Raw genomic sequence first — 16350 nt, forward strand, 5'->3', positions numbered from 1 at the left:
TCCTTCGGTCAGTGCTGGGTGAGGGTGAGCAGGGCGGCGACGACGCGGCGGATCTCGGGCGCGGCGTCCGTGGCGGCGAGGAAGAACCCGAACAGCAGGCACACGGCGATGTGCCAGACGCGCAGTCCGAGGTAGCGCCACAGGAACCACACTCCGACGCCTAGAACGGCGACGAGCGGAACCGTGACGGTCATCGCGCGAGCGTCCTGCGGCGCCGCCAGCGGGCGCGGGCTCGGCACTTGCGGCAGCGCCGGTTGCCCGGCTCGCGGCGAGCGCCGCAGGGGCAGGCGAAGCCGGTGATGGCGACGGGAAGGCGCAACGGTCACCGCCCCGCCGGAACGCGGACGCGCTCGGCGTCGTCGGTGCGGGTCGTCAGGAGGCGGTTGGCGGCGGACGCGGTGCGCGTGCGGCGGGTGTCGCGGCACAGGGCGCGGCGCTCCTCGGCGTGGATGCCGACGACGAGCATGGTGAAGACACCCAGGACGATTCCGCCGAGGAACACGGCGGCTGCGGTGGCCAGGATGAGGATCATGGTCGATCACCTCTTTCGCGTGAAACCCGGCCCGGCGGGGGCGGTTCGGGCTGCGGCGTGCTGACGTGATCGAGAGTGCGCCTGACCAGCGGGACGAGATCAGTGCCTGACTGGACGTGTTCGGGACGTCCTCATAGGGTTGACCGCGTCCTGAGACGTCCTGTCGATGCGGTCGGGTGGATGGCGAACGAACGGTTGCGCGCGGCGCTGCTCGAACGAGGCATCACGGTGGCCACGCTCGCCGAGGGCATCGGCGTCGATCAGAAGACGGTCGAGCGGTGGATCACCCAGGGCCGCACGCCGTACCGCAAACACCGCTACGCGGTGGCTTCGCAGCTCGGGCTCGATGAGACGTACCTGTGGCCGGACGCGCTGACCGGGGAGCAGACGGCGGCGGCGTCCAACAGCGAGCTGATCACGATCTACCCGCACCGCTGGTCGGTCCCTCGGGACGCCTGGGGACGGCTGTTCGCCACCGCGCGGCAGGAGATCGGCGTCCTGGTCTACGCGGGCTTGTTCCTGTCGGAGGACAACGGCGTTCTGCGGACGTTCGCCGAGAGAGCGGACGCCGGCGTTCGCGTGCGCATCCTGCTCGGCGACCCCGACAGCCCGCAGGTCGCCGAACGCGGAGCGGACGAGGGCGTGGACGACGCGATGGCCGCGAAGATCCGCAACGCGATGGTCCTGTACCGACCCCTGTTCGGGCGTGACGGCATCGAGTTCCGGCTGCATCGCACGGTGCTCTACAACTCGATCTACCGCGCCGACGACCAACTGTTGGTCAACACGCATATCTACGGCGTGACCGCGCCGCACGCACCCGTCTGGCATCTGCGCAAAGTCGCGGGCGGGGACTTGGTGAACACCTACTTGGAAAGCTTCGACCGCGTGTGGGACGGCGCGACGCCGTTCGAGCCGGAGCGCTGATGGGCCGCAGGATCGACTACTACGACGACCCGGACGCGCCCGAGCCCAACAGCCTCGTCCCCTCGGTGAACGTCGTGGTGGAGAACGACAACGGCGAGATCTTGATGATCCGCCGCACCGACAACGACAACTGGGCCGTCCCCGGCGGAGCCATCGACCTCGGCGAATCCGTCGCCCAAGCCGCCGTCCGCGAAACCAAAGAAGAGACCGGCATCGACTGCGAGATCACCGGCCTAGTCGGGATCTACAGCGACCCCAAACATTTGATCCACTACACCAGCAACGACGAGGTCCGACAGGAATTCTCGATCCTGCTGACCGGCCGCCCGGTCGGCGGAAGTCCGCGTGTCAGCGACGAGTCCCGCGACGTCCAATGGATCGCCCGAGGTGAAATCACCGACCGTCGGATGCACCGCTCGATGCGCCTGCGGCTTCGCGACTACCTCTCCGGCCGCAGCGAACCGATCATCACCTGACCGGACGCAACGCGCCTTCCACGCGGTTGACGGCCTCAACCAGCGTCGGCGAGGCGGCGGTGATGAACCGCGACACCAAGTGCCCCGGACCGTAGCGGGCTTGAATCTCCGCGATGCGCTGTTCTACCGGGAGCTGTTCGCCGTCCGGGCTCGTCGTCATGTCGCAGTAGAGCAGCGGCTCGAACAACGCGGGCGGTTCCGCGCCGAACTCGGCGACCAGGACGTCATCGAGCCCGCGCTCACGCGCTTCCAGCAACGCGCACGTGTGATGCGCGACCAGCCGACACAGCCACGCATCAAGGCTGTGGACGTCGCGCAAGTACCGCGCGCCATCAAGCGGATGAAACCCGGTCGCCGTCAGGGCGGGGGCGTACCCGATGTCATGCAGCCAGGCGGCGGCTTCCAGAACTCCCGCGTCGTCACCGACCAGCGGCGCGAGCGTTCGAGCCTGCCGGGCGACGCCCTGCGTGTGCGCCCAACGGCGCGGCAATGGTCCTTCGAGCTGCGCGCGGGCGGTTTCACGCGCCCACTGTGCGATGTCGTCCCTCATATCCCCGACGCTACGAAAACACGGGCTGACGTCCACGGACGCGGCCGGACTATCTAGGGACGTCTCACCGGTGGCGCGTCCTGACACGAGCAGGCGAACAGCGTGACGACGGACGCGACCGGCCGACTGAATCGAGACCAGCCGCGCCCGTCCGTCACCGCCATCCGGCGCTGCCGACGACATGCATCAACGCCTGGCTGAGCCCGTCCGGCGTCGAAGCCTCGACCAGACGGTCACCGTCCCGGCGGCGGACGAACGCCCAGTAGGAACCCGTCCGCAGCCCGTACCAAGCCCAGATTCCGGGAAACCGGTCCTGAATCCGCTTGGCGGCGGCATGGCGCATCCGCGCGACCGGAACCGCATCGGCACGGGTGTCTCCGATACCGGCCGTCACGGCTGATCCGTCTCGTGCCGGGACCGCCGACCGATCTCCTCGGCGACGAGTTCCCGCAATGTCTCGGGGTCGGCGGCCCACAGCTTCATCCCGCTCTCGCCGACCAAGGACGCGCGCCAAGGCCACAACCGGTGATCGTTGCGCTCGAACGACCACCCCGGAAAGTCGCGGCACAGCTCGCGCACCGTGTCTTCCACGTAGCGGTTCACCGCGCCAGCGCCTTCCTGACGCCGAACGCATCGGGCGACGACACGAGCCGGTCCCGCAGGTACGTCACGGCCTCGGCGACGTGCCGCGCCGGACCGATCGGGTCACCGGCCGACGTGAAGAACCACAAACGCCCGCCATCCAGCGCGAACGCCTTGCAAGTGATCAGGTCGCAGGGGTGCGGGTTGTCCGGGCAGCACCCCGGCGCGTTCGGATTGCTCACACGCAGGCCACCGCTCGTGAGCGCGGTCGTGAGTCCATGCAGGTCCAACCGCACCGCCAGCGCGGCCAATGCCCGCCGCCGCAACCCTGACAACGCGAGATCGTCCGGCGGAGCATCGGTTTCTCGGGGTCGGTCGAAGGACATGACGCCTCCTCGTCGGCGCGTGGGTTCCGTGACCTCGAAGACGGCTCGACGCGCCGTCCCGAGTGCCCCGAGCCTCACGTGACCTGCGGAACGTCTCCACCGGCATCCAGGGACGTCTAGGGACGTCTTCTGCTACCGTCGCGCGTAACCGACGCCTCGGGAGATCCGGTGAACGAACCGCTGCGCCACGCCATCGCCGAATCCGGCCTCACCCACGCCCAACTCGCCGACCGCATCGGCGTGGACACCAAAACCATCGACCGATGGGTCACCGGCCGCACCCCCTACCGCCGCCACCGCCAAGCCCTGGCCGGACTCCTCAACACCAACGAACGCGACCTCTGGCCCGAACCCACCACACGCGGCAACGGCACACGCGACTACGGCAGCCCGGAAATCATCGCGACCTACCCCCACCGCTGGGCCGTCCCACGCACCGTCTGGCAACGCCTCTTCGAGAGCGCCGAACAAGAAATCGACATCCTCGCCTACGCGGCCCTCTTCCTCGCCGAAGACACCGGCCTCCTCAACACCATCGCCGAAAAAGCCCGCGCAGGCGTCACCGTCCGCATCCTCCTAGGCGACCCCAACGGCCACCACATCGCCGAACGAGGCGAAGCCGAAGGCATAGGCGACGCCATGCCCGCCAAAATCCGCAACGCCCTAACCCTCTACCAACCACTACGCGACATCGAAGGCGTTGACATTCGCCTACACGACACAGCTCTATATAATTCCATTTATCGAGCCGATGGGATGTTGCTGGTGAACTCGCACATATTCGGCGTGCCAGCGGCTCAGGCTCCGGTAATGCACCTTCGAGAAGGGGTGGCTGGAATGTTCGCGGCCTACTGGGCAAGCTTGCGGAACGCTTGGTCGGCTGGATTGGATTACTAATCCTGCATCGGCGATATGGTCAACTTGGTTAATATTGTTGAGTGTGTGGCGGCTTTTGAGTATGGTACACTGGGGGCGGAAATAGTTCTCGTTATTGCGGGAATGGCCCACTTGCGGTGTAGTGCATAATGTGCTGCTTTATGATTCTCCCTGCAAGTGCAGGGCTGCCGGTGGCGCGAAGGCATGTGGGTTGCCTTCGCGCCACCGGACTTTCGGCGCCCCTACGGGGCTAGCTGGCAATTAGCCTTACAAGATGCCATATCACCCAAACTGCCAAGTTTGCCGCGGTTGTGACAATTATGGCTTGCATGACCTTTCTGGCCATGTCTCGAAAATCCGTCTTCGATCGTTCGTGCTTTCGATCGATCTCCCTCTCGGATTTATTTTCATCGCTGGGCGAATCTTCTTCGTCCATGGGAGGAAGCTTACCGTGTACTGCATAGCTGCCGGGCCTCGGTTGATGGCCCGCAGATGTCCATTGAAGCGTTCGTCCGCTCTCGTGCTCACGTGCTGACCTGCGCCAATATGTCGCTCGGCCTGGCGCGGCGAGTGCCTAAAAATTTTGGGGAGCCCTCCCTGGGGTCAGGGCATATCGTCGTATTTATATAAATTCGGTGATATCGCGTATTTGTCGTTCCGGTCTGCCCCTAGTTGTGAAACCTTCTTCATCCCTCTGTCTTTGTGTTGCGACCAGCAGATCCCGATGGAGTGGGCGTTCACGGGGCCGCTGACGATCGCGCGGCGGCTCGGGGCCGAGGACCTGGACGCGCACGAGATCGCGGCGTTCGACCCGGAGCGCTTCGCGGCGCTGCTGTCGGAGAAGCCCGCCGTCCACCGGTATCCGGGTTCGATGGCCAAGCGCGTCCAGCAGCTCTGCGCGTACCTGGTGGAGCACTACGGCGGCGACGCCGAAGCGGTCTGGCGCGACGCGGACACCGGCAAGGAACTCCTGCGCCGCCTGAACGCCCTGCCGGGCTTCGGGAAACAGAAGGCGCAGATCTTCCTGGCCCTGCTCGGCAAGCAGTACGGCGTCCGGCCCGAGGGCTGGCGCGAGGCCGCGGGCGAGTACGGCGAGGAGGACTCCCGCCGCTCGGTCGCCGACATCACCGGCCCGGAATCCCTCGCGGAGGTCCGCGCCTTCAAACAGGCCCGCAAGGCCGCCGCCAAGGCCGACCGCTGACGCTCAGATCCCGGCGAGGTCCCAGATCTCGATGGCGTTGTCCGCCGCTATGGCGGCGATGGGGCCGCTGCCCAGGTCGGCGAGGGCGATGTCCCATACCCAGCTCTCGTCCTCCTCGTGATAGAGCCGTTCGTGCGTCATGGCGTCCAGGAGCAAGACGCCGTCGAAAGCCTGGCTGGTGGCTGCGACGAGGCGGCCGTTGAGACGGGCGAGGGCGATGAGCGGCGCGTACTCGCCGGTTTTTTCGGGGGTCGGCAGCGGGGGGCCGACCTGCTCGCGGGAGTCCAGGTCCCAGAGCCTGGCCGTGCGGTCGCTGCCGGCGGACAGCGCGAACGTCCTGCCGTCGGACTCGGCGGTCACCAGCCTCTTGACGATCCCCTCGTGGCCCTCCAATGCGCCGAGATGCGCGCCGGTGGCGCAATCCCTGATGTGAATGGGAGACGGCAGATAAGGATCGTCGCCGTCGCTGGAGAGCATGACCGGCGTCCCGTTGATCCGGCCGACCGCGAGCGCGGTGACGTCCGCGGAGTGCGTGATCTGCGGGCCGTTCATCCAGTCGCCCGTCCGGAGGTCGAGGCGGCGGACGTCCTCCTTGATCCCGACCAGCCCGATCGGCCGGCCGTCGATCCGAGCCACCGCGATTGCTTCGACGAATTCGTCGAATTCGATGTCGTGTGACGGCCTCAGCCGTGCGCCGGTGCGGACGTTCCAGATGATGGCGTTTTCCATGGAGCGGCTCAGCGCCAGGACGTCGTCGCCGTCCGTCAGCAGCGCCACCTCATCGACTCGCTCACCGTGGCCGCGCAGTGGTCCGCCGATCGGCTTCCCCGTTTCGAGATCCCAGACGAGCAGCGCCCGGTCCTCCGAGCCGGAGACGGCGATCGGCCTTCCGTCGAGGCGGCCGAGCGCGACCGTGACGACCTCGCCCCGGTGACCGACGAGCCGCCGCGGCTCGATCGGAAGCGCGCGAGTAAGGGGCTCGGCCCGCGGCGGAGAGGGTTCCGGAGGGGGAGTCCGGATCGGCGCGGGCCGCGAAGTCGCGGGAGTCGAGCGGTCGGGAAGGGCGCGGGCGTAACGGGCGACGAGGAGGGCCGCGTCGTCGGAGCACACGCCGATCGTCCGCAGGGTTCCGCCGGGTGGTTGGTACTCGATGGACGCCGTCGCCGGGCCGTGGGCGGCGTTGAAAAAACAAGGGGACGCCGTCAGGGACGGTTGCGGGACCTCTCGGCCTTCCAGTCGGGCGCGGAGGCGGTTGAGGACATGCTGGCCGTCCCCGGCCAAGATCAGGGCGCGTGTGGGGTCGCCCTCGCGGTCCAGTGCGCGTCTGGCCGCGTCGTAGGTGTCCAGCGCGATGCGGAAGTCCGCCAGCGTGTAAGGAGAGGTCTCCGGACGCGGGCGGAAGTCCGTCGCCGCGATCGCCTCCCCGAGGCGGGTCACCGCCGCCGCGACCGAATCCACCGCCGGTGCCGCAGCCGGGCTCTCTTCCATCGTCGTCCCCTCGTCGTCGCGCGGACGGGATAGCCGCGCCCGACGGGGAAGACGCGTGAGCGGGCGCCGGGTATTACGCGTGGGACGCGACGGACGGGATGGCAAGGCCCGCGATGGCGCTTTACCAGGTTTTTGCTGAATGGTCGGGACGGTTTCGCGGTGGTACGGACCGATCTCGCCTGAACTGATCCCGGCGAGCCGGACCCCGATCGGCCCCGCGGCGTCGTACCATCTCCTACCTGCCGCCCCCGCGCGCCCCGGCCCTCGGACCGCGCGGAGGCGCGTCCGAGTCCACCGCCGTCGGCGGGGGCGCCGGGACCTGGACGTCACCGGCTCTTCCGCCCGCGCCGAACCATCGGGATGATGAGAACCTGACTTCGACCGGTGTTGTGATCGAGACGGGAGCGCTACGGTGCTCCCATTCACCCATAGTGATGAGAACTCGCCGCGCGGTGCGGGAGTCCCGGGGCCGGAGGTGTCGCTCATGAGCACGGGGACGCCCGTTCCGCATCCCCGCGTCTCCGGCGTGGAGGGGCCGCCGATGAATGCGTCCGACACCGCGCTCTACACCGCGCTGATGCACGAGGCGCCCGCCGGGATCGCCTTCTTCGACACCGGGCGGCGCTGCCGCCGCGCCAACGACGCATTCGGCCGGCTGCTGGGCGTCGCCGCGCACGAGCTGAGCGACCGGTCGCTGGGCGAGATCCTGTCGGGCGAGGCCGCCGCGGCGGCCGAGTCGGCGCTCGGCGCGGTCCTCGGCGGCGAGCCGGTGATCACCGAGACGGAGCTGATCGTCCCGGCCCTCCCCGAGCCGCGCGCCGCGGACCGGGAGGCCGCGCCCGCCGTCCCCGCGCCGACGACGCCGGAGACCGCGCCCGACGCCGAGCCGTCGCCGTGGCGGGCCGCGCCCGCCGAGCGCATCCTGGCCTGCACCTGGACGCCCGCCCGCGACGCCGACGGCGCGCCGGTCGGCGCGGTGCTCACCGCGCTGGACGTCACCGACCGCCGCCGCGCCGAGGACGTCGTCCGCCGCAAGGAGGAGCGGTACCGCTCCCTGGTCGAGGCCAGCTCGCAGATCGTGTGGGTCGCCGCCCCGGACGGCACCGTCCTGGACGACGCGCCCGACTGGCGCGCCGTCACCGGCCAGACCCAGGCCGACTACGCCGAGGGCGGCTGGCTCGCCGTCGTCCACCCCGAGGACCGGCCGCGCGTCGAGGCGCTGTGGCGCGACTGCGTCGCCGAGAACCGGGTGTTCGAGGGCGCGTACCGGGTCCGGACGCGCACCGGCGCGTTCCGCCACTTCGACGTCCGCGCGGTGCCGATCTGGCGCGGCGGGACGGTCGTGGAGTGGGTCGGCGCGAACCTGGACGTCACCGGCCAGCGCGAGGCCGAGGAGATGCGCGGCCGCCTGACCGAGCAGCTCTCGGCGGCGGCGCTGCGCACGGCCCGCCTCCAGCAGGCGACGTCGATGCTCGCCGAGGCGCTGACCGTCGCGCAGGTGGTGCAGGTCGTCGCCGACGTCGGCCGGTCCGCGATCGGGGCGGACTACTCGGCGGTCGCGCTGCTGGACGACGCGAAGGCGAACCTGTCGATCGTGGAGTCCTCCGCGCCGGGCGGCGAGGACGACACCGGCGCGGCGCTGCGCGAGGTGTTCGCCGTCGCCGACCAGACGGTCATGTCGGTGGCGGTCCGCGAGAGCCGCCCGTTCCTGGCCGCGCACCCCGCCGAGCTGCGCCTGCAGCTCGGCCGCGACGAGTCCGGCCTGTTCGCCCGGCACGCCGAGGAGCGCGCCTGGGTCGGCCTGCCGCTGCTTGCGGCGGGCGCGGCGATCGGCGCGCTGCGGTTCTCCTTCACCCGCCCGCGCGAGATCACCGACGAGGAGCGCGTGTTCCTGGAGGCGCTGGCGGGCCAGTGCGCGTTCGCGCTGGAGCGGGCGATGCTGTTCGAGCGCGAGCACCGCACCGCCGAGCAGCTCCAGCGCAGCCTGCTGCCGAGCGACCTGCCGCAGCTCCCGAACATGGTGCTCGCCGCGCGCTACAGCCCGGCGACCCGGCACGTCGCGGTCGGCGGCGACTGGTACGACGTCTTCAAGCTGCCCGACGACCGGCTCGCCATCGCGGTCGGGGACGTGATGGGCAAGGGCGTGCTCGCGGCGGCCGTCATGGGGCGGGTCCGCAACGCGCTGCGCGCCCTGGCGCTGAACGACCCGCGGCCCGCCGCGGTCCTGTCCGGGCTGGACCGGCTGTTCAGCGCGACCGAGTCGGAGGAGCAGTTCACGACGGTCGCCTACGCGGTCGTCGACCCCGAGACCGGGCGGGGCGCCTTCAGCAACGCGGGGCATCCCCCGCCGCTGATCGTCGCCCCGGACGCGCCCGCGCGCGTGGACGACATCGAACCGGGGACACCCCTCGGCTGGCCGAGCGAGCGCACGCAGACAAGTTTTTCCGTGGAGACCGGCAACACCGTGGTCTTCTATTCCGATGGACTTGTGGAGAACCGTAGGCGTGGGGTGGACGTGGGGCTGCAGGAGCTGGCCTCGGTCGCGGCGGACGCCCCACCTGAAGTGGTAGGAGATCCCAAGAGACTCGTCGACTTCCTGGTCGATCGCATGCTTGCCGGTTACGAGCAGGCCGACGATGTGACCGTACTCGCCCTGCACGTCCCGCCCGGACCCGCGTAGGAAACGTTCCCGGCCGCGCCGAAGAAGACGGTCTCGCGCGTACGAAGGACCGCTCCGCGCCCTCTAAGGTGGGGAGTTACCGGGAGGACGCCAGGCGGAATGCGCAGCCGTGCCAGAATGCTTGACCCAAACAGAGAGCGGGTACGCTGCGGTCCCGCACAGGTGGTCCCGCTCGGTGTGTGGTCCCACCCCGTGTGAGGCCGGGCCCGTCAGGGCACTTGGGTCAACCAAGCCACACGTTCGTTCGAGAGGTATTTGTGTCGCCTGCTAGCTCGACCTCGAAAGCGTCAGATCTGCACGAGCACGTCATCGCGCAACTGATCGAGCGTGGACGGTCCCAGGGTTACCTCGAAGCCGACGACGTACGCCGTACGTTCGAGGAGGCCGACATCCCCGTGTCGAAGGCCTCCAGCATCCTGCGGAGCCTCAGCAAGGAGGGTGTGACGGTCGTGGTGAGCGCCGCCGAATCCGCAGCGCCGAAGCGTCCGCGCAAGCGCGCGACGACGCCCCAGGCGCCCCGGCCCAAGACCGCCGCTGCCGCCAAGGAGCAGCAGCCCGAGACGGTGACCGCCGTCGTCAGCGATGACGACGAGGCCGTCGCCAAGCCCAAGCCCGTGAAGCCGGCCGCGAAGAAGGCCCCGGCCAAGCCGAAGAAGACCGCCGCCAAGAAGGCGGCCGCCGCGCCCGCCAAGGGCCCGGCCAAGGCCGCCAAGAAGGCCGGCGACGACCCCGAGCTGGACGACGAGGTCGACGTCGCCGACCTCGACGAGGACCTGACCGACCTCGAGGCCGACCTGGCCGACGACACCGCCGACGACACCGCCGAGGAGACCGTCGAGCTGGAGGCCGAGGAGACCGAGTCGGAGGAGGCCGCGCCGGCCGCCGCCGCGGCGGCCAAGCCCGGCAAGCCCGCCGAGGGCGGCGCGACCACCACCGCCGAGGAGGAGGCGTTCGTCCTCGGCGACGACGACGAGGACGCCCCCGCGCAGCAGATCGCCGCCGCGGGCGCCACCGCCGACCCGGTGAAGGACTACCTGAAGCAGATCGGCAAGGTCCCCCTGCTGAACGCCGAGCAGGAGGTCGAGCTGGCCAAGCGCATCGAGGCGGGCCTGTTCGCCGAGGAGCGCCTGGCCGCGGACGGCCCGGCGATGTCCGAGGAGGACCTCGAGGACTTCGAGTGGATCGCCGAGGACGGCCGCCGCGCCAAGAACCACCTGCTGGAGGCCAACCTCCGCCTGGTGGTCTCGCTGGCCAAGCGGTACACCGGCCGCGGGATGCTGTTCCTGGACCTCATCCAGGAGGGCAACCTCGGTCTGATCCGCGCGGTCGAGAAGTTCGACTACACCAAGGGCTACAAGTTCTCCACGTACGCCACCTGGTGGATCCGGCAGGCGATCACCCGCGCGATGGCGGACCAGGCGCGGACGATCCGCATCCCGGTCCACATGGTCGAGGTCATCAACAAGCTGGCGCGCGTGCAGCGGCAGATGCTCCAGGACCTGGGCCGCGAGCCCACTCCGGAGGAGCTGGCCAAGGAGCTGGACATGACGCCGGAGAAGGTCGTCGAGGTCCAGAAGTACGGCCGCGAGCCGATCTCGCTGCACACGCCGCTCGGCGAGGACGGCGACAGCGAGTTCGGCGACCTCATCGAGGACTCCGAGGCGATCGTCCCGGCGGACGCGGTGAGCTTCACGCTGCTGCAGGAGCAGCTCCACTCGGTGCTCGACACGCTGAGCGAGCGCGAGGCGGGCGTGGTGTCGATGCGGTTCGGCCTGACCGACGGCCAGCCGAAGACGCTGGACGAGATCGGCAAGGTGTACGGGGTCACCCGCGAGCGCATCCGGCAGATCGAGTCCAAGACGATGTCGAAGCTGCGGCACCCGTCGCGGTCCCAGGTGCTGCGCGACTACCTGGACTGACCGCTCCGGTGCGCGTCCCGGCCCCCGTCCGCTTCCGGACGGGGGCCGGACACGTTACGCGCACGTTTCGTCACGTCCTCACCCGGCGCAAAGGGCCAGGTCAAGCTACTCTGGGGTACGTAACACAGTGTTTACCGCCAGGTAGCGTCCGCCGCCTCGCCTCTCCCTAGTGTTCCGCGCTATGGGACTCATGGAGCTTGACCGGGCACCGGGAGGACCGGTGGACCGCAACCGGACGACCGGCGGGGCCGCGGTGGTGCGTCCCCGCGCCGCGCAGGTGATCAGCGGGCGTCCCTGGACCGATCCGGCGCTCGACCAGGCGGTCACCGCCGTCGGGGACCGGTACTTCCGGTTCGGCGCGCACGTCCTGGCCGAGTCGCGGGCCGATCCCGAGGTCCGCTCGCTGCGCGTCGAGGCGCTGGCGAAGGCGGCGATCGGCTGGAGCGGCGGCGTCGAGGCGCTGCTCGCCGAAGATCCGCGCAACCCCGACCTGTGGCTGTGGCTCGGCCGGACGCGGGTGGAGGAGGCGTGGTCGATCCGGCCGGACGGCCGGGCGCGCGCCGTCCAGGCCGCCGGGTTCACCGCGTACGCCAAGCTGATGCGGGGCGCGCGGGAGCCGCTGCTGACGGCGGCGGAACTCCTGCCGGACGACCCGGTCCCGTGGGAGTCGATGCTGTGGCTCGCGCTCGGCCTCGACCTGGACCGCGAGGAGAAGGACCTGCTGTGGGAGCGCGCCAGCGCCCGGTGCCCCACGCTGTACGGGGCGCACGTCGCGCGGGTCGTCAGCCTGTCGCCGCAGTGGGGCGGCGATCCGGACGAGATGTTCGACTTCGCGCGGGTCGCGATGGGCACCGCCGACCGGGCGGACCCGCGCGCGGCGCTCGTCCCGCTGGCCTACTTCGAGTACTTCGTGCAGCTCCGGTCGGGGATCATCCGCGGGTCGTCGTCGTGGTTCACGCCGGAGGAGAACCGGGACGTCGCGGCGGCCGCGCGCGGCTGGTTCGAGGGGCACGTGCCGCATCCGCGGACGATCGAGGCGCACAACGTGTTCGGCGCGGCGTTCCATCTGGCCGACGCGCGGCGGCCCGCCCGGCAGCACCTGCTGCGGACGTTCGGCCGGCCGAGCGCGCTGCCGTGGACGTACCTCGGCGGCGACGCCGTCCACCAGTACATGAAGGCGTGCCGCCATCTGAACGTCTTCGCGGACTGATCCGGTTCAGCCCGCGTTGTTCCGGGCGGCCCCGGGGCGGCCCGTGCCGGCTCGGCCGACGTTGGTTCGTCCGCGCCGGTTCAACCCGTGCGGAGTTCGGTCAGCGCCGGTTCAGCCAGTGCCGGTTCAGTCGGCGCCGGTGCAGCGCATGGCGGTTCAGTCGGCGAGGACGACGTCGAGGCGGTCGCCGTGCAGTTCGGCCGTGTGGCCGAGCCCGGCGACGGCCTTCAGCAGCTCGTCCGGGGTGCGCGGGTCGGCGCCGGACGCGATGAGGTCGTGGGCGATGGCCCCGCGCGTCGCCTTGGCCATGTGGCTGACGACCGTCCGCTGGACCTCGCCGCCGACGACGCGCTCGCGCAGGACGCGGACGGCGACGGCCGGGGCGGGCGCGCGCCACGCGGCCGCGTACGGCCCCGAGCGGAGATCGACCACGAGCCCGTCCGGCCGCAGCGCGGCGGCGAGCGCGGGCCGCCACAGCGCCGCCAGCCGCCCGAGCGGCGGCAGCGCGGCGTTCATCGCCAGCCGGTAGGGCGGGACGCGGTCGGCGAGCCGCAGCGCGCCCCACAGCCCGGAGAAGACCACGATCCGCTCGGCGGCGCGCTCGGCGTCGAGGGTGTCGAGCGCGAGATGGTCGTACAGGACGCCGGTGTAGAGCTTCGCGGCGGGCAGCGTCGGCGCGGTCGTCAGCGCGCGGGCGCGGTCGGCGGCCTCGGCGGCCTGCCCGGCGGACAGCCCGAGGACGCCCGCCGCGCCGGGGCGGCGGCAGACGGCGGCCAGCGCCGCCATGACCCGCTCGCGGACGGGGTTCAGCTCCGGGAACGCCAGGGCGGCCAGGTCGAGCGGCGGCCCGTCCCCGTCGGCGGCCTTCTTCTCCGACGGCGGAAGCAGGATGAGCACGTGTTTCCCCTGGGGACGTGGCGCCCGGCGAACGTCGTGCGCAGCTCGGAACGGTCCGGGCACCGGAAACGGCGGCCCCCGGTGTCCGGGCGACCGCCGCCTGCGGTTCTGGTTGCGGGCTACCGCTCGTCGTCGGGGGCGGTGGCGCGGGTCTCGGTGAGTCGGGCGGACTCGTCCTGAATGTCGGCCCCGGTGGAACGGAGCGCCTCCGCGTACCTGCGCCCGTGGTGGGCGCAGAAGAGGAGGTCGCCGCCGCCTACAAGGACAGCACGGACGTAGGCCTGGGCACCGCAGCGGTCGCAACGGTCGGCGACGGTCAGCGGCTTGGTCGGGGCAAGGGCTCCAGTCACGGCACCTTCCTCATGCTCGGGGTCGGTACTTAGGACAACATCTAACCCGACGTGAACGTTCCCAACCCGTTTCCGCGTACGCCGAGAGCGGAATGGCGGCTTTAGTGACCGAGGTCACACCGCCCGCGTCACGCCGAATCCCACCGGAAAAGCCGCATGGCCAGCAAGGACGCCACCACGGCGACCCCCAGGAGCACCCCGATCTGGGGCAGCGCGGACATCGGGCCGAGCCCCCGGCCCATCACGTTCAGCATCGCCTCGTTGAGGTACCGGAGGGGGAAGATGTACGAGAGCGTCCGCATCCAGCCGGGCGAGGCGTCCAGGGGGAAGAACGATCCGCCGAGGAACGCCATCGGCAGCACGACGAGCTGCGTGACGGACTGCGCGGTCTCCTGCGACTTGGCCCACGCCCCGATCAGCATCCCGATCCCGAGGAACGCCAGGACGCCCGCGACGACGGCGGGCACCGCCATCCACCACGACCCCTGGAGCTTGAGCCCGAAGAACGGAAGCTGCGCCACGGCCAGGAACAGCGCGAGCTGCACCAGCGCCACCCCCACGCTCACCACGACGCGCGCCGCGAACACCGTCGCGATCGGCGCGGGGGACAGCCGCAGCCGCCGCAGGATGCCCTTCGTCCGCCACGACACGAGCGTCTGGGACGCCCCGAACACGCCCGCCGAGGCCAGCGCCCAGCCGAGCAGGCTCGGCGTGAAGAACTGGATGGCCTTGAGGGAGTCGTCCTCGACCTGCTGCGCCGCCAGGCGGTACGTCGGCGCGACGCCCGACTTGGCCTGGTTCGCGGACTCGACGATGGAGCCCAGGAGGCCCTGCGCCGTCCCGGCCTTCACCTGGTCGGCCGCCGAGTAGTGGACGTCCAGCGTCCCGCCGCGCTGCTCCACGGCCGCGTCGGCGTCGCCCTTCTCGACCTTCTTCAGCGCCGCCGCGCGGGTCTCGTACCGGGTGACCTTGAGGGTCTTGCGCAGGTCGGCGTCGCGGGCGACGGCCTGGTCGATCAGCGGGGCCGCGCCGATCTCGACGACCTCCACCTTCGACGTCGACTGGTGGCCGAACACCCCGCCGAAGATCACCAGGAACATCATCGGGAACAGGATCGTGAAGAACAGCGCGCCCTTGTCCCGGACGAAGCCGAGGAACATGGCGCGGCCGAGGCTGCGGAAACTCTGCCAGGTGCTCACGCGCGGTACTCCCGTCCGGTCAGTTCGAGGAAGACGTCCTCGAGCGTCGCCCCGTGGATCTGGACGCCGGTGAGCGCGTTCCGGGCGGCCATCGCCGCGACGACCGCGGACGGGTCGCGGGTCTCGATCACCAGCGAGACGCCGTCGTCGGCCGCCTCGCCGGCGCCCGGCAGCGCGCGGGCGTCGTCCAGCGGCAGGACGCCGCTCGGCACGCTGATCCGCGCGGGCGAGTCCAGCCCGCGCACGAGCGTCGCGGGCGGGCCCATCCGCAGGATGCGGCCCGCGTCCATGATCGCGACGCGGTCGCAGAGGCTCTCGGCCTCGTCCATGTAGTGGGTGGTCAGCACGATCGTGCGGCCCTCGGTGTTGATCTCGCGCAGGACGTCCCAGAGGTTCCGGCGCGCCTGCGGGTCGAGGGCGGCGGTGGGCTCGTCCAGGAACACCAGTTCGGGGTCGTGGACGAGCGCGCAGGCGATCGACAGCCGCTGCGCCTGCCCGCCCGACAGCTTCTCCACGCGCTCGCCCGCCTTCGCGGTGAGGCCGACCGCCTCCAGCATCGCGTCGGCGCGGCGCGCGGGGACGCCGTACAGGGACGCGAACGTCTGCAACTGCTCGCGCGCGGTCAGCCGCTCGAAGAAGGAGGACGCCTGCAACTGCACGCCGATGCGCGGCAGCAGTTTCGAGTTGCGCGGCCAGGGCGGGAGGCCGAGGACGGACACGGTTCCCTCGTCGGCCTCGCGCAGGCCCTCGATGATCTCCAGGGCCGTCGTCTTGCCCGCGCCGTTCGGCCCGAGGATGCCGAAGAACTCGCCCTCCTCGACGTCGAACGAGACCCCGTCGACCGCCTGGACGTCGCCGTAACGCTTCCGCAGTCCGTCCGCGCTGATCGTGTATGCCATGATCGGGAGCCTAGGGACGGAGCGTCCCGGGGGCACCCGCCCACGGGTGGATTCGCCGCCTCCACCCGCGGAAGGGCGCGCGGGCCGGGGCGGCGGCGAGCCTGGCGGAGGACTGTCGGCGCCCGGGGGTACTCTCGTCCCCGGCGGTGGAGATCACCCCGCCACCACCCGGCTCGCC

18 protein-coding genes are annotated in these 16350 nt (G+C 70.6%); 7 read left to right on the forward strand and 11 right to left on the reverse strand.

Features of this window, described 5'->3' with window-relative positions:
* Positions 1 to 8 precede the first annotated feature (8 nt).
* Both G339_RS0110765 and G339_RS0110770 read right to left on the reverse strand, forming a co-directional pair.
* Entirely contained in the window at positions 9 to 194 is a 186-nt protein-coding gene (locus tag G339_RS0110765; RefSeq protein WP_019631086.1) for a hypothetical protein, read from the reverse strand.
* A 128-nt stretch (positions 195 to 322) separates the two neighbouring features.
* Positions 323 to 532: a hypothetical protein gene (locus G339_RS0110770; protein WP_019631087.1), complete on the reverse strand. Its 210-nt coding sequence runs from the start codon at positions 530 to 532 to the stop codon at positions 323 to 325.
* A gap of 180 nt (positions 533 to 712) precedes the next feature.
* Here G339_RS0110770 and G339_RS0110775 point away from each other — a divergent pair, with 180 nt between their 5' ends.
* Positions 713 to 1459 (forward strand): helix-turn-helix domain-containing protein, encoded by a 747-nt coding sequence (locus G339_RS0110775; protein ID WP_026341336.1) that lies wholly within the window; start codon positions 713 to 715, stop codon positions 1457 to 1459.
* Complete coding sequence (locus tag G339_RS0110780; RefSeq protein ID WP_019631089.1) at positions 1459 to 1935, forward strand: NUDIX domain-containing protein; 477 nt, start codon at positions 1459 to 1461, stop codon at positions 1933 to 1935. The genes G339_RS0110775 and G339_RS0110780 overlap by 1 nt, the downstream gene beginning before the upstream one ends.
* Here the strand turns inward: G339_RS0110780 and G339_RS0110785 are convergent.
* From G339_RS0110785 to G339_RS0110800, 4 genes are all read right to left on the reverse strand, one after another.
* A complete protein-coding gene (locus G339_RS0110785) occupies positions 1928 to 2485 on the reverse strand; it encodes an HD domain-containing protein (protein ID WP_019631090.1) in 558 nt (185 codons plus the stop codon). The two genes, G339_RS0110780 and G339_RS0110785, sit on opposite strands and share 8 nt — an antisense overlap.
* 154 nt (positions 2486 to 2639) lie before the next feature.
* Entirely contained in the window at positions 2640 to 2879 is a 240-nt protein-coding gene (locus tag G339_RS33240; RefSeq protein WP_019631091.1) for a hypothetical protein, read from the reverse strand.
* Complete coding sequence (locus tag G339_RS0110795) at positions 2876 to 3088, reverse strand: hypothetical protein (protein WP_019631092.1); 213 nt, start codon at positions 3086 to 3088, stop codon at positions 2876 to 2878. Before G339_RS0110795 ends, G339_RS33240 begins: the two co-directional genes overlap by 4 nt.
* Positions 3085 to 3453: a hypothetical protein gene (locus G339_RS0110800; protein WP_157407502.1), complete on the reverse strand. Its 369-nt coding sequence runs from the start codon at positions 3451 to 3453 to the stop codon at positions 3085 to 3087. The genes G339_RS0110795 and G339_RS0110800 overlap by 4 nt, the downstream gene beginning before the upstream one ends.
* Before the next feature lie 168 nt (positions 3454 to 3621).
* On the opposite strand from G339_RS0110800, the gene G339_RS0110805 reads away from it, so the two are divergent.
* Entirely contained in the window at positions 3622 to 4350 is a 729-nt protein-coding gene (locus G339_RS0110805; protein ID WP_019631094.1) for a hypothetical protein, read from the forward strand.
* A 679-nt stretch (positions 4351 to 5029) separates the two neighbouring features.
* Complete coding sequence (locus G339_RS0110810) at positions 5030 to 5530, forward strand: HhH-GPD-type base excision DNA repair protein (protein ID WP_276203762.1); 501 nt, start codon at positions 5030 to 5032, stop codon at positions 5528 to 5530.
* A 3-nt stretch (positions 5531 to 5533) separates the two neighbouring features.
* Here the strand turns inward: G339_RS0110810 and G339_RS0110815 are convergent, their stop codons facing one another.
* Complete coding sequence (locus G339_RS0110815) at positions 5534 to 7018, reverse strand: WD40 repeat domain-containing protein (RefSeq protein WP_019631096.1); 1485 nt, start codon at positions 7016 to 7018, stop codon at positions 5534 to 5536.
* Between the two features lie 484 nt (positions 7019 to 7502).
* On the opposite strand from G339_RS0110815, the gene G339_RS0110820 reads away from it, so the two are divergent.
* The 3 genes from G339_RS0110820 (at position 7503) to G339_RS0110830 (ending at position 12827) form a co-directional block, all read left to right on the forward strand.
* Positions 7503 to 9698 carry a SpoIIE family protein phosphatase gene (locus G339_RS0110820; protein ID WP_019631097.1) on the forward strand — a complete coding sequence of 732 codons (2196 nt, stop codon included), beginning with the start codon at positions 7503 to 7505 and terminating at the stop codon, positions 9696 to 9698.
* A gap of 257 nt (positions 9699 to 9955) precedes the next feature.
* Positions 9956 to 11617, forward strand: coding sequence for an RNA polymerase sigma factor (locus tag G339_RS0110825; RefSeq protein ID WP_084693200.1), 1662 nt, complete (start codon positions 9956 to 9958; stop codon positions 11615 to 11617).
* A gap of 220 nt (positions 11618 to 11837) precedes the next feature.
* Positions 11838 to 12827, forward strand: a complete 990-nt coding sequence (locus tag G339_RS0110830) for a hypothetical protein (RefSeq protein WP_019631099.1) — start codon at positions 11838 to 11840, stop codon at positions 12825 to 12827.
* A gap of 156 nt (positions 12828 to 12983) precedes the next feature.
* On the opposite strand, the gene G339_RS0110835 is transcribed toward G339_RS0110830, so the two are convergent.
* From G339_RS0110835 to G339_RS0110850, 4 genes are all read right to left on the reverse strand, one after another.
* The gene (locus G339_RS0110835) at positions 12984 to 13724 is read right to left on the reverse strand and encodes a YaaA family protein (RefSeq protein ID WP_019631100.1); all 741 of its coding nucleotides are present in this window, start codon (positions 13722 to 13724) and stop codon (positions 12984 to 12986) included.
* 119 nt (positions 13725 to 13843) lie between these two features.
* Positions 13844 to 14074, reverse strand: a complete 231-nt coding sequence (locus tag G339_RS0110840; RefSeq protein ID WP_019631101.1) for a DUF7455 domain-containing protein — start codon at positions 14072 to 14074, stop codon at positions 13844 to 13846.
* Positions 14075 to 14202: 128 nt separating this feature from the next.
* Entirely contained in the window at positions 14203 to 15273 is a 1071-nt protein-coding gene (locus G339_RS0110845) for an ABC transporter permease (RefSeq protein WP_019631102.1), read from the reverse strand.
* Entirely contained in the window at positions 15270 to 16172 is a 903-nt protein-coding gene (locus G339_RS0110850; RefSeq protein ID WP_019631103.1) for an ABC transporter ATP-binding protein, read from the reverse strand. Before G339_RS0110850 ends, G339_RS0110845 begins: the two co-directional genes overlap by 4 nt.
* Positions 16173 to 16350 lie beyond the last annotated feature (178 nt).

This window comes from Actinomadura atramentaria DSM 43919, assembly GCF_000381885.1.
GTDB classification, from domain to species: domain Bacteria; phylum Actinomycetota; class Actinomycetes; order Streptosporangiales; family Streptosporangiaceae; genus Spirillospora; species Spirillospora atramentaria.